General features: G+C 72.6%; 10 protein-coding genes. 8 read left to right on the forward strand and 2 right to left on the reverse strand.

What is annotated here, in order from left to right; translation table 11 throughout:
• Positions 1 to 102: 102 nt before the first annotated feature.
• Positions 103 to 1,122 (reverse strand): PHP domain-containing protein, encoded by a 1,020-nt coding sequence (locus ACF06X_RS13525; RefSeq protein ID WP_392287404.1) that lies wholly within the window; start codon positions 1,120 to 1,122, stop codon positions 103 to 105.
• Entirely contained in the window at positions 1,100 to 3,235 is a 2,136-nt protein-coding gene (locus ACF06X_RS13530) for a SpoIIE family protein phosphatase (RefSeq protein ID WP_392287405.1), read from the reverse strand. The genes ACF06X_RS13525 and ACF06X_RS13530 overlap by 23 nt, the downstream gene beginning before the upstream one ends.
• 184 nt (positions 3,236 to 3,419) lie before the next feature.
• On the opposite strand from ACF06X_RS13530, the gene ACF06X_RS13535 reads away from it, so the two are divergent.
• The 8 genes from ACF06X_RS13535 (at position 3,420) to tdh (ending at position 13,452) form a co-directional block, all read left to right on the forward strand.
• The gene (locus ACF06X_RS13535; protein WP_158984396.1) at positions 3,420 to 3,620 is read left to right on the forward strand and encodes a hypothetical protein; all 201 of its coding nucleotides are present in this window, start codon (positions 3,420 to 3,422) and stop codon (positions 3,618 to 3,620) included.
• 262 nt (positions 3,621 to 3,882) lie between these two features.
• Complete coding sequence (locus tag ACF06X_RS13540; RefSeq protein ID WP_392287406.1) at positions 3,883 to 5,073, forward strand: acyl-CoA dehydrogenase family protein; 1,191 nt, start codon at positions 3,883 to 3,885, stop codon at positions 5,071 to 5,073.
• Between the two features lie 120 nt (positions 5,074 to 5,193).
• Entirely contained in the window at positions 5,194 to 6,153 is a 960-nt protein-coding gene (locus ACF06X_RS13545) for a GNAT family N-acetyltransferase (RefSeq protein ID WP_392287407.1), read from the forward strand.
• A gap of 152 nt (positions 6,154 to 6,305) precedes the next feature.
• Positions 6,306 to 7,580, forward strand: coding sequence for a hypothetical protein (locus tag ACF06X_RS13550; RefSeq protein WP_392287408.1), 1,275 nt, complete (start codon positions 6,306 to 6,308; stop codon positions 7,578 to 7,580).
• A gap of 80 nt (positions 7,581 to 7,660) precedes the next feature.
• A complete protein-coding gene (locus tag ACF06X_RS13555) occupies positions 7,661 to 8,113 on the forward strand; it encodes a hypothetical protein (RefSeq protein ID WP_392287409.1) in 453 nt (150 codons plus the stop codon).
• Between the two features lie 223 nt (positions 8,114 to 8,336).
• Entirely contained in the window at positions 8,337 to 10,616 is a 2,280-nt protein-coding gene (locus ACF06X_RS13560; protein WP_392287410.1) for a tetratricopeptide repeat protein, read from the forward strand.
• A 90-nt stretch (positions 10,617 to 10,706) separates the two neighbouring features.
• On the forward strand, positions 10,707 to 12,245 hold the full coding sequence (locus ACF06X_RS13565; RefSeq protein ID WP_392287411.1) for a phytoene desaturase family protein: 1,539 nt from the start codon (positions 10,707 to 10,709) through the stop codon (positions 12,243 to 12,245).
• Between the two features lie 178 nt (positions 12,246 to 12,423).
• Complete coding sequence (gene tdh, locus ACF06X_RS13570; protein ID WP_392287699.1) at positions 12,424 to 13,452, forward strand: L-threonine 3-dehydrogenase; 1,029 nt, start codon at positions 12,424 to 12,426, stop codon at positions 13,450 to 13,452.
• Positions 13,453 to 13,524 lie beyond the last annotated feature (72 nt).

Genomic DNA, 13,524 nt, shown 5'->3' on the forward strand with positions numbered 1-13,524 from the left:
CCGCTCCCGGCCCGCCCCCTCCCGAACCGTCCTCGCCGCCCCTGGCCCGCCCCCGTCCCGCGCGGTCACCCGCCCTTACGGTCCCTTGCGGTCCTTAGGGCCTTACGGTCCCTCACCCCGCGCCCACGCCAGCAGCTCCTCCGCCGGCCACGTGTTGACCACCCGCTCCGCCGGCACCCCGCACTCCTCCGCCCGCGCGCAGCCGAAGATCTGCCACTCCAGCTGCCCCGGCGCGTGCGCGTCCGTGTCCACCGCGAACCAGACCCCCGCCGCCACCGCCTGCCGCAACAGCCGACGCGGCGGATCGAGCCGCTCCGGACGGCTGTTGATCTCCAGCGCCGTCCCCGTCTCCGCGCACGCGGCGAACACCCGCTCCGCGTCGAACACCGACTCCGGCCGCGACCGCCCCCCGCTCACCAGACGCCCCGTGCAGTGCCCGAGGATGTCCATCAGCGGATTGCGCACCGCCTTCACCATCCTGCGCGTCATGGCCGGCGCGTCCATCCGCAGCTTCGAGTGCACCGAGCCGACCACCACGTCCAACCGGTCGAGCAGCTCCGGCTCCTGGTCCAGCGAGCCGTCCTCCAGGATGTCGCACTCGATGCCGGTCAGCAGCCGGAACGGCGCCCACTCCTCGTTCAGCCGCGCCACCACGTCCAGTTGCTCGCGCAACCGCTCCGGCGACAGACCGCGCGCGACCGTGAGGCGCGGCGAGTGGTCGGTCAGTACGGCCCACTCGTGGCCGATCATCGCCGCCGTACGGCCCATCTCCTCGATGCTGCTGCCGCCGTCGGACCAGTCGGAGTGCAGATGGCAGTCACCGCGCAGCGCCGCCCGCAGGCTCTCGCCGCCCGCGACCGGCGGGACGTCGATCTCCTCCTCGAGCCGCGCCAGATAGGCGGGGACCCGCCCGGCCAGCGCCTCCGCGATCACCGCCGCCGTCTTCGGCCCGATGCCCTTGACCGACTCCAGCGTCCCGGCGGCGGCGCGGCGCTCCGCCTCACCCTCCGGCATCGCCTCGACGGCCGCCGCGGCGGTACGGAACGCCCGCACCCGGTACGTCGGGGCCTGCGCGCGCTCCAGCAGGAAGGCGATCCGGTCAAGCGCCGCCACGGGATCCACCGCGTGCTCCTCCGTCCGCTCGGGCCGCCCCCGCCGCGACTCCGGTGGCCGCCACCGTCCTCTCGACGGGGCCGATCTCGCACCACACCGCCTTGCCCTCGCCGCGCGGCTCCACCCCCCACCGCGACGCCAGCGCGTCGAGCAGCATCAGCCCCCGTCCCGAGGTCGCCGCCTCGCCCGGCGTACGGCGCCGGGGCCACGCGCTCGAACGGTCCTGCACCGAGAGCCGTACCCGCCGCACCGGTTCGGGCAGCACCTCCAGCGTGAGCACCGCTCCACCCTCGGTGTGCAGCAACACGTTCACCAGCAACTCGCCGGTCAACAGCTCGGCGTCATCGGCCATTTCGGACATGCCCCAGTCCCGCAGCGCCTGTCCCACCGCCGCCCGCGCGTCCGAGAGCCCCTGCGGATCCGCCTGGTGGACGTACTGGTGGATGCGGGGCGCCCGCGGAGTGCCCGGGTCCGGGCTGCGCCGCAGGACGAGGAGCGCCACGTCGTCGCCCGCCCCCCACCGCTCCCACAGCCGCTCGGAGAGATGGTCCGCGAGGGCCTCCGCCTGCGGCGGGCCGCTGCTCATCGCGGCCGACAGCTCCGCCATCCCGGACTCGATGTCCGACCCCGGCTGCTCGACCAGCCCGTCCGTGTAGAGCACCAGCGTCTCGCCGGGTACGAGGTCGAGCCGGGTCTCCGGAAACTCCTCGTCGCCGAACACGGTCGCGAGACCGAGCGGCAACCCGCCCCTGAGCTTGGGCTGCCCGACGCGACCGTCCGTGTGCCGGATCAGCGGTCCGAGATGCCCGGCGCGGACCGCGCGCACGGTCCCGGTGCCCAGGTCCACCTGGGCGTAGGTGCAGGTGGCGAAGCGGTTGGTGTCGAGCTCGGCGAGAAAGCGCGAGGCCCGGGCCAGCACGGTCGAGGGAGCGTGGCCCTCACCCGCGTACGCCCGCAGCGCGATCCTCAACTGGCCCATGATGGCGGCCGCGTGGGTGTCGTGGCCCTGGACGTCGCCGACCACGATCCCGACCCGGCTGCGGGGGAGCGAGATCACGTCGTACCAGTCGCCGCCGACCTGCCGTCCGCTCCACGCCGCGTGGTAGCGGACCGCGATCTCGCCGCCCGTGATCGCCGGGATGCGGCGGGGCAGCATCGTCTCCTGGAGCCCGGTGGCCAGCTCCCGCTCCTCGTCGAAGAGGAGGGCCCGCTGGAGCGACTGGGCGACGATCGCGGCGAGGCCGAGGGCGAGGTTGCGCTCGTCGGCGCTGAAGGCGGCGCGGCCCCGGTAGAACAGCGCCATGCCGCCGAGCGAGCGGGCCTGCGCGACCAGCGGCAGATAGCAGGCCGCCTTGAACTTCAGCCGGCCGAGATACGGGGCGAGTTCGGGAAACTCCCGCCCCAGGGTCTGGAAGGAGGACACGAACCGCGGCCGCCCGCTCAGCACGGCCTCGGCCAGCGGCAGCCCCCTGTCCAGGCGGCGGCTGCGGAAGTCGTTCAGAGCGTCCAGGGACTCCCCGCTGAGCGCGATGACGTTGAGCGAGCCGTTCTCGACCAGACCGAGCGCGAGGCCGTCGGCGCCGAGCCGGGCGAGGCCCCCCGGACCGGTGAGGGCCGCCGTCACGTCGTCGACGGTCACCGCGCGCGACAGCGCCTGCGTGGTCCGCTCGACGATGTTCGTCTGCACCTCGCGGCGCTTCTCCAGCTCCAGGACGAAGGCGGAGTGGGTGACCTCGGCGGTGGTGTCCCGGACGATCCCCACGATCCGGTGGGCCCGCCCGTCCGGCGTGCGCAGAATCCGCGCCTGGACATGCGTCCACTGGGGTGTTCCCTCTTCCCCCTCGATCCTGAAGTGCGCGGTGTAGGACGATTCGCCGCTGGTGATCGCACGGCGGATCACCGCCTCGAGCCGGGCGCGCTCCTCCGGCTCCAGGCTGCCGACGAGCGAGGCCGGCCGCCCGTCGAAGCCTTCCGGGTCCAGCCCGAACACCAGCAGCCCCGCCTCGTCGACGTCGATGGTGCCCGTGTCGAGGTCCCAGTCGAAGCTGCCGGTCCGATTCATGGCGAGCCGCTCGTTGGGCCCGATCTCGCCACTGCGCGTGCGCCGCTCGTCCTCGGTCATCCCCCCTATTGTCGAACCCGCGCCCCGCCGACGCCATGGCGAGGACACGGCGTGCCGGAGTTTTCCCCGTTCCCGGCCCGCCCCCTCCCGCCCCGCCCCGTCGGCCGCTCCGTCGGCCCGGAATGCGGGAGTGGGGGGAGGCCAGGAGAATGGCCAGTGCCGGAATGAACCAGTAGGAGGCGGCATGAACGCTGAGTCCGATATGACATCTCCGGGGGAGAGCCCGACGCCCGATCGCCTCTTGCACGCCGGGTCCGAGGGCGAGTACACGGCGGAGGACCTGGTCCTGGCCTCCGGGCGTGACGTGAACCCGAAGAACCTCGCGTGGGCGGAGCGCCGTATGGCGGAGAAGGGGCGGGCCTCCCTCGACGAGCTCCTGCCCTGAAACGACCCGGTAACAGCGCTCGCCGGCCCCTCGACCCGGACCCCGCCGGGCCGAGGGGCCGGAGCCGTACAGTCGCGAGCTCCCGCCGACGCGAGCTCCCGCCGTCGCGAGCGGCGACCGCCCGGCTACCGACAGGCGCCGTTCCCGCCGATGGCGCCCGGCCCTCCCCGTACCGCCGCGGGCCTTCCCCATTTATGGAACACGTTCTACCGTGGCCGCCGTCGCGCGCACACCACCCAGGACGCCGCCACGGGAGGGCCCCATGCACCTCGAGTACACGCCCGAGCAGCACCGCCTGCGCGCGGAGCTGCGCGCGTACTTCGCCGCGCTCGTCCCGGACGACGTCCGCGCCCGCTACACCCATCCCGCCGCCCAGAAGCGGTTCTACCGGGAAACCGTGCGCCGGCTCGGCGGTGACGGCTGGCTCGGCGTCGGGTGGCCCACCGAGTACGGCGGGCGCGGACTGACCCCGATGGAGCAGTTCATCTTCTTCGACGAGGCGGCCCAGGCCGGCGTCCCGCTGCCGCTGATGGCCCTCAACACCGTCGGACCGACGATCATGCGGTTCGGCACCGACGAGCAGAAGGCGTTCTTCCTGCCGAAGATCCTCTCCGGGGAGATCGACTTCGCCATCGGCTACAGCGAGCCCGACGCCGGCACCGACCTCGCCGCCCTCAAAACCAGCGCCGTCCGGGAGGGCGACGAGACCACCGGTCACTACACGGTCAACGGGCAGAAGATCTGGACGACCAACGGCGACACCGCCGACTGGATCTGGCTCGCCGTCCGCACCGACCCGGACGCCCCACCGCACAAGGGCATCACCATGCTCCTCGTGCCGACCAGCGACCCCGGCTACTCCTGCACCCTCATCAACACCCTCGCCTCGCACGACACCACCGCCAGCTACTACGACAACGTCCGCGTCCCCGCCTCCCACCGCGTCGGCGAGGAGAACAAGGGCTGGCGGCTGATCACCAATCAGCTCAACCACGAGCGCGTGACCCTCGCCGCCCACGGCACGATGGCGATCCGCGCCCTCCACGACGTCCAGCGCTGGGCCGCCGACACCAAGCTCGCCGACGGCCGCCGGGTGATCGACCTCGGCTGGGTGCGCCGGAGCCTGGCCCGCACCCACACCCGGCTCGACGCGATGAAGCTCCTCAACTGGCAGATGGTCAACGCCGTCCAGGACGGCACGCTCACCCCCCAGGACGCCTCCGCCGTCAAGGTCTACGGCTCCGAGGCGCGCCGCGACGCCTACGCCTGGCTCATGGAGGTCGTCGGCGCGGCCGGCGCACTGAAGGAAGGCTCCGCCGGGGCGGTCCTCCACGGCGAACTCGAACGCGGCTACCGCTCGGCCGTCATCTTCACCTTCGGCGGCGGCAACAACGAGATCCAGCGCGAGATCATCTCCTGGATCGGCCTGGGAATGCCCCGCGTTCGGCGCTAGCCGCCCATCGATCCGGCAAGGGGTGAGTCGGGCGGGGGTGATCCCGGCGGGGCGACCCGGCCGGGGCCGGTCGGGCGCGTCGGGGCAGACTGTGCGGACACCTGAGCGAACGGAGAACCGATGGTGAACCCGCCGGCAGCCCCGATGGACACCGCCCCCGTGCACCCGGAGTACCCGGTACGGACGAAGCGGCTGCGCCTGAGACCCGTACGCACCGACGACCTGGAAGCCGTCCACGCGCACCGCTCGCTGCCCGAGGTCGCCCTCTACCTGCCGCACGAGCCGCACACCCGGGAGGTGACCGAGCAGACCCTGCGGCGCCTGATCGGCGGGGAGTCGCTCGCCACCCCGGGGGACTGGCTGGGCCTCGCCGTCGAGACCGAGCGGGGCCGCGTCGTCGGCGAGGTCCTCCTCCGGCGGGACGACCGCGAACCGGCGACCGGAGAGGTCGGTTTCGCCTTCCACCCGGACGTGTGGGCCACCGGCATCGCCACCGAGGCGGTCACGGCCGCCCTCGACATCGCCTTCGACAGCTTCGGCTGGCACCGGGTGTACGGCGTCTGCGACGTGCGGAACGTCGCCTCCGCGGCCCTCATGCGGCGCATCGGGATGCGCCACGAGGCCGTCATGCGGCGGAACTCGTACCTGAAGAACGACTGGTGCAACGACTCCATGTTCGCAGTCCTCGCCACCGAGTGGCGCAGGACCCGGCCACGCTCGGCCGACGAGCGCGCCGTCGACGCGGCGGCCGCCACGTTCTTCTCCTCGTTCACGCGCGCCGGCGGAGAGCCGGTGAACCCGGACGCGGCCCGTTCCGTCCTCGCCCCCGACGCCGTCGTCGAGCGGGTCGGCTCGTCGCCGGGCGGCGGAGAACCGGCCGACTTCGACGTGTTCGAGGTGTCCTGGACGACCGTGGTCACGGCCGGACGGGCCCTGCGCGCCTCACTCCTGTTCAGGCACGGCGTCCGCGACGGCGTCCCGTTCACGGGATGGGGCCGCGCGGCCCTCCAACTGTGCTCCGGCACCGGCGCCTGGCTCGTCGAGTCCCTCACCTGGACCGATGAACCGGACACCCCCTAGAGTCCGGCGGGCGATCAGGACACCCTCGTGGTCACGGCGGGTGGGTTCCTTTGGCACACTGTCGCCGGTCCGACCTCGACGTACGAGAAGTACGAGAAATACCAGCACGAAGTTCGAAGTACGAGCATGAAGAACGACAAGGAGCCGCGGCGTTGAGCGTCAGCGTTGAAGGACAGATAGACCTCGCGGGGCCGGTGGGCAAGCTGCTCCACCGGCGCCCGCTGAAGAACTCCACGGTGATGCAGTCGTTCGGCATCGACCCGGTCACCGGCGAGATCTTCGTACTCCAGGTCGTGCAGGGCGGCCTGACCCTCAGTGGCGAGTCCGGACCGGTCAGCGGGGCCGACCGGGTCGCCAACGGCGACCTGTGCGTCACCCGCCTCTCCCAGACCGGCGCCATCACCGGCTTCATGTACCTGCGTGGTTTCGGACACGGCGTCTCGATGGGCGTCGAGAACCGGGCCGGCGTCTCCTACCTGTGGACCGAGACCGCGTCCAAGCCCAACAGCAAGAACGAGGGCTACGGAACGGCCATCACCCACTTCGAGTTCCGCAGCAACACGGTCCTCGACCACGGCTCCTCGCTGCACGCGAAGCCGTACACGCCCGCCGTCGGCGCCACCGGTGTCACCTGCACCATCGACCCCACCACCAACCGGCTCGTGGTCCGCTTCAACCTCAGCGGCATGAAGTACGAGTCGTACGACCTGGCCAAGGCCGCGGCCGGCGTGTGGGAGCCGATCGCCCGCATCGCCCAGCCGGACCCGAACGGCGTCTTCCAGGGGTACGCCTCCCTCGGCGGCGTGCTGTACATGCTCGCCGGCCAGGCCATCGCCGCCGACAACCCGGCCAACCCGTTCCCGGGCAACACCTATCTGACCGCCGTCGACTGGGCCACCGGCGCCGTCCTGGACCAGCAGCACGTCCTGGCCGCTCCCGGTCTGGAGTACCGCGAGCCCGAGGGCATGGCCGTCTCCGTACGCGGTGGTGTCCCGCACCTCCACTTCGGCTTCGCCTGTGAGGACCCCGGCCCGCGCACCTGCACCATCCTGTCCCTCTCCGGCGCGCCGGAGATCGACGGCGTCAAGGTGCTCACCGACTGGCAGCCCATCAGCCTCGCCGCCGGTGCCCTCGTCGACCAGAACGCCCCCAAGGGGCGGCTCATCAGCATCGCCGGCACCACGACGCTCCAGCTCAGCGGCGGCGTCAAGGGCACCTTCGACGCGGACGCCGTCATCGGCACGCTGCCCGACGCGCTCACGCCGAGCATGGTCGCCCGCGCGAACGTGCCCCGGAACAACAGCGCCGGCTACTCCGTCGCGCGCGTCGAGGCCGACTCGGACCGGCAGCTCCGGCTCTACGGCGGCCGCTCCACCAACGCCATCACCTGGGCCCAGCTGGACACCTTCAGCGCCGTCTGGCGCTGACCTCCCCGGCCGCGCCTCAGGCGTTCCCTTCTTTCCTTACTTTCCTTTCCTTCCACGGCTCGTCTAGGAGACGATCGACCATGTCCCAGAACCGCCGCAGCATCCTCGGTGCCGCTCTCGCCCTGCCCGCCGCCCTCACCGCCGGCAGCCTGATGACCGCCGCGCCGGCGGCCGCCGCCACCGGTGGCGTCGAGGCCGGCGAGTGGGCCGACCTCATCCTCGAGCCCGGCGTCACCGCCCAGGTCGGCGCGACCCCGCAGGTCCGCATCGTCACGATCGCCGGCACCACCTTCCTCCAGGCGCGGGGCGCGATCACCTGCAACCTCACCGCCGACGCCAAGATAGCCACGCTGCCCGCCACCCTGCGGCCCACCTGGTACACGCGCGCCACGGCGCCGCGCAACAACAGCCAGGGCATCAACGCCTGCCGCTTCGAGGTCAACACCGCCGGCTCGGTGAGCATCTACGGCGCCAACACCGGCAACCCGATCACCTGGGTCCAGTTCGACTCGGTCCAGACGATCTGGCGCTGACACCCCGCCCCGGGGCGGGCGTCCCGCGTAGGACGCCCGCCCCGGACTCTTCGGCCCGAACGCCACCACCGAAGCCGCCGAGACCGCCGCCAGGTCACAGCGTGAAAACGATGGCGCGCCGCGCCCCGCCGTGCGCCCCCGCCCCGTACAAACTCCGCAGCCAGGCGGCCATACTGGACGGGCCGGGGAGGGCGCAGCGAATCGACGGGGGCGACAGCACGCGATGGCGGAGACCAGGCTGATCCAGGGCCGCTACCGGCTGCACGACGTGATCGGGCGCGGCGGCATGGGCGAGGTGTGGCGGGCCACCGACGAGTCGCTCGGCCGCCGGGTCGCGGTCAAGTGCCTCAAGCCGCTGGGACCGCAGCAGGACGCGAACTTCATGAAGGTGCTGCGCGAGCGGTTCCGGCGCGAGGCGCGCGTCGCCGCCTCGCTCCAGCACCGCGGGGTGACGGTCGTCCACGACTTCGGCGAGTCCGACGGCGTGCTCTTCCTCGTCATGGAGCTCCTGGAGGGCCACAACCTCAGCCAGCTCCTCGACGAGAACAAGCAGCACCCGCTGCCGGTGCAGGACGTCGTGGACATCGCCGAACAGGTCGCCGACGCCCTCGCGTACACCCACCGCCAGGGGATCGTGCACCGCGACCTCAAGCCCGCCAACATCATGCGGCTCGGCGACGGCGCGGTGAAGATCTGCGACTTCGGGATAGCGCGCCTCGGCGCCGACATCGGCTTCACCTCGCGCCTCACCGGCACGGGCATCGCCATGGGCACCCCGCACTACATGTCGCCGGAGCAGATCAGCGGGGGAGAGGTCGACCACCGCAGCGATCTGTACTCGCTGGGCTGCGTGCTGTACGAGATCGCCACCGGCGCCCCGCCCTTCGACCTCGACGACGCCTGGGCCGTCCTCGTCGGCCACCGCGACACGCCGCCCGAACCGCTCCGCACCCGCCGGGCCGAACTGCCCGACTATCTGGACCGGATCGTCCTCGACCTGCTCGCCAAGACGCCGGAGGGCCGGCCCACCGACGCGACCGACCTGCGCCGCCGGATCGTCTCGGCCCGCTCCGTATCGGTCTCCGTTCCCGTGCCGGTCCCGGTGTTCGCGCCCCTGCTCCGCGTGCCGGAGGTCTCCGAACCCGCGCCCCGGCTCCCGTCCTGGGCGCGCGGGATGACCACCGGTCACAAGGCGACCGGGGGTTCCCTCGCACTCGCCGCGCGGGGGTACGACCCGGCGGCCGGGCTGACGGGGGAGTGGACGACCGGCTCGGGCGTGGCACGCACCCCGGAAGCCCCCGCTCCGCCCAGCCCGACGTCCGAGGTGCGGGCCGACGCGCGGGCCGACGCGCGGGCCGAGCTGCCCGCCGTGCTCGCCGCCCGGCACCGGGCGGGGCTCGGCCTCGGCCGGCTCGGCCGCTGGGACGAGGCCGAGGCCGTCCACCGCTCCGTCGTCGAGGACCGGGAGCGGGTGCTCGGACCCGACCACCCCGACACCCTCACCAGCCGGTACGAATGGGGCTTCGCGCTCGGACGGCTCGACCGGCCGACCGACGCGCTGCGCGAGTTCCACCGGGTCACCGAGGCCAGGGAGCGCGTGCTCGGCGCCGACCACCCCGACACCCTGGCCGCGCGGCAGGAGACGGCGTACGTCCTCGGCCGCCTCGGCCGACACTTCGAGGCGCACGAGGTGTACGCGGCGGTGCTGGCCTCGCGCGAGCGCACCATGGGCCAGGACCATCCCGACACCCTGCGCTGCCGCCACAACCTGGCGTTCAACCTGGGCAGGCTGGGACGCCTGGAGGAGTCGTACCGGATGGCGCGCGAGGTGGCGGAGGCGCGCGGCCGGCTCCTCGGGGCGGATCACCCCGACACGCTGGTGACGCGGTACGAAGTGGCGTACACGCTCGGACAGTCGGGGCGCTGGAAGGAGGCGCTCGACGGCTACCGCGAGGTCGCGGCGGCCCGTGCCACCGTCCTCGGCGCCGACCACCCCGACACCCTCGCCGCCCGCTACGAGGTCGGCATCTGTCTGGGCCGGCTCGGCCGGGGCGCCGAGGCCCTGGACCTCTACCGCGACCTGGCCGAGGCCCGCACCCGGGTGCACGGCCCCGAGCACCCCGAGACGCTCCGGGCCCGCCACGGCGTCGGCGTCAACCTCGGCCGCCTCTCCCGCTGGGAGGAGGCCGTGGCGGAAGCCCGTGCGGTGTGCGCCCTCCGCGAACGGGTCCTCGGCGCGGACCACCCCGACACCTTGATCAGCCGCCGCGAGGTCGCCGTCGGCCTCGGCTGGCTCTCCCGCTGGGACGAGGCCCTGACGGCCTACCACCAGGTCACCGAGGCCCGCACCCGCACCCTCGGCCCCGACCACCCCGACACCCTGACCGCCCGCGAGGACGAGGCCCACTGCCTCGAACAACTCGGCCGCCCCACCGAAGCGTCCCGCCTCCACCACCCCACGCCACCCCCACCCCACACCAACGGCCGACAGACCGCCCCGTAGATCAGCCGCCATGCCGGTGGCTCTCCCGCCCCTCGGTTCCTTCGGTGGGTCGGGGGTTCCCGGGGCGATCTTCGCGTGTTAGCAAGAGACATGACCGCACAGCGCTCGTACGACGCCGTCATCGTCGGCGGTGGACACAACGGACTCGTCGCCGCCGCCTACCTGGCCCGTGCCGGGCGGAGCGTCCTCGTCCTGGAACGACTCGGGGCCACCGGGGGCGCCGCCGTCTCCACGCGGCCGTTCGAGGGGGTCGACGCCCGGCTCTCGCGGTACTCCTACCTGGTCTCCCTCCTGCCCGGGAAGATCGTGCGCGAGCTGGGGCTCCGGTTCTCGTTGCGGAAACGGTCCATCTCCTCGTACACCCCGAAGGACGACCGCGGGCTGCTCGTCGGCGGCGGCCCCGACCGGACCCGCGCCTCCTTCGCCGCGCTCACCGGCTCCGACCGCGAGTACGAGGCCTGGCAGGCGTTCTACGGCCGCACCGCCCAGGTGGCCCAGCGGGTCTTCCCCACCCTCACCGAGCCGCTCCCCACCCGCGACGAACTACGCGCCCGCGTCGACGACGAGACCGCCTGGCGGATGCTCTTCGAGGAGCCCATCGGCGTCGCCGTCGAGGAGACCTTCGCCGACGACCTCGTCCGCGGCGTCGTCCTCACCGACGCCCTCATCGGCACCTTCGCCGACGCCCACGACCCCACCCTGCTCCAGAACCGCTGCTTCCTCTACCACGTCATCGGCGGCGGTACGGGCGACTGGGACGTCCCCGTCGGCGGCATGGGCGCCCTCACCGACGCCCTCGCGGACGCGGCCCGCACCGCCGGCGCCGAGATCCGCACCGGCCACGAGGCCACCCGGATCGAGACCGACGGCACCCGCGCCGAGGTCACCTACCGCACCGCCGACGGCGAGAGCACCGTCGCCGCCGCCCACGTCCTCGTCAACGCCTCCCCCCAAGCCCTGGCCGCCCTCCTCGGCGAGACACCCCCACCGCCCGCCGAAGGCGCCCAGCTCAAGGTCAACATGCTGCTCACCCGGCTGCCCCGGCTCCGCGACCGCTCGGTCGACCCCCGCGAGGCCTTCGCCGGCACCTTCCACATCGCCGAGGGGTACGAGCAGCTCGCCACCGCCTACGCCGAGGCCGCCGCCGGACGGCTGCCCAGCACACCGCCCTCCGAGATCTACTGCCACTCCCTGACCGACCCCAGCATCCTCGGCCCCGAGCTCGCCGAGCGCGGCCACCAGACCCTCACCCTCTTCGGACTCCACGCCCCCGCGCGCCTGTTCACCGCCGACAACGACACCGCCCGCCGCGAACTCCTCGAGGCGACCCTCGCCACCCTCGACACCGTCCTCGACGAGCCGCTCACCGACTGCCTCGCCCTCGACGCCGACGGCAGGCCCTGCATCGAGGCCAAGACCCCGCTCGACCTCGAACGCGAACTACGCCTGCCCGGCGGCCACATCTTCCACCGCGACCTCTCCTTCCCCTACGGGGAAGAGGGCACCGGCCGCTGGGGCGTCGAAACCTCCCATCCCAACGTCCTGCTGTGCGGCGCCGGCGCCGTCCGCGGCGGCGGAGTGAGCGGCATCCCCGGTCACAACGCGGCGATGGCGGCGCTCGGACGTTGACGCCCGGCGACACCCGCGGCGCTCCCACCACGGGCGTGAAGCTGACCTGCGACCGCGCTTAAGAAAACCTCGATGGACCGCGAGCCCGACATACGGAAGATTCCTTTCAGGGATCATGGGCGCACCACCGCGCCCGGACCCCGCACGTCACAGGACACACACGTCGGGAGCCATGGCATTGAAGGCACTGGTCAAGCAGAAGGCGGAGCCGGGACTCTGGCTCACGGACGTACCGGAGCCCGAGACCGGCACCGGGGACGTACTGATCAAGGTCAAGCGGACCGGCATCTGCGGCACCGACCTCCACATCCGCTCCTGGGACGGCTGGGCGCAGCGGACCATCACCACACCGCTGACCCTCGGCCACGAATTCGTCGGCGAGGTCGTGGACACCGGCCGTGACGTCGCCGAGATCAAGGTCGGCGACCTCGTCAGCGGCGAGGGCCACCTGGTCTGCGGCAAGTGCCGCAACTGCCTGGCCGGCCGCCGCCACCTCTGCCGCGCCACCATCGGCCTCGGCGTCGGCCGCGACGGCGCCTTCGCCGAGTACGTCGCCCTGCCCGCCTCCAACGTCTGGGTGCACCGGGTCCCCGTCGACCTCGACGTCGCCGCGATCTTCGACCCCTTCGGCAACGCCGTGCACACCGCCCTCTCCTTCCCGCTCGTCGGCGAGGACGTGCTGGTCACCGGCGCCGGCCCGATCGGCATCATGGCCGCCGCCGTCGCCAAGCACGCGGGCGCCCGCCACGTCATGATCACCGACGTCAGCGAGGAGCGCCTGGACCTGGCCCGCAAGGCCGGCGTCTCGCTCGCGCTGAACGTCGCGCAGCAGACCATCGCCGACGGCCAGCGCACCCTCGGCCTCAAGGAGGGCTTCGACGTCGGCCTGGAGATGTCCGGCAACCCGCGCGCGATGCGCGACATGGTCGCCAACATGACCCACGGCGGCAAGATCGCCATGCTCGGCCTGCCCGCCGAGGACTTCGCCGTCGACTGGGCGAAGATCGTCACCTCGATGATCACCATCAAGGGGATCTACGGACGCGAGATGTTCGAGACCTGGTACGCCATGTCCGTGCTCCTGGAGGGCGGACTCGACCTCGCCCCCGTGATCACCGGCCGCTACGACTACCGCGACTTCGAGGCCGCCTTCGACGACGCCGCGTCCGGCAAGGGCGGCAAGATCATCCTCGACTGGACCGTCTGATCCTCTGATCCGTCCGATCGGGCTGATCCGCGATCGATCCGTCCGACCGTCAGATCCCCTCTAAGGAACCCA

The sequence above is a fragment of the Streptomyces sp. NPDC015346 genome, from assembly GCF_043078785.1.
GTDB lineage: Bacteria > Actinomycetota > Actinomycetes > Streptomycetales > Streptomycetaceae > Streptomyces.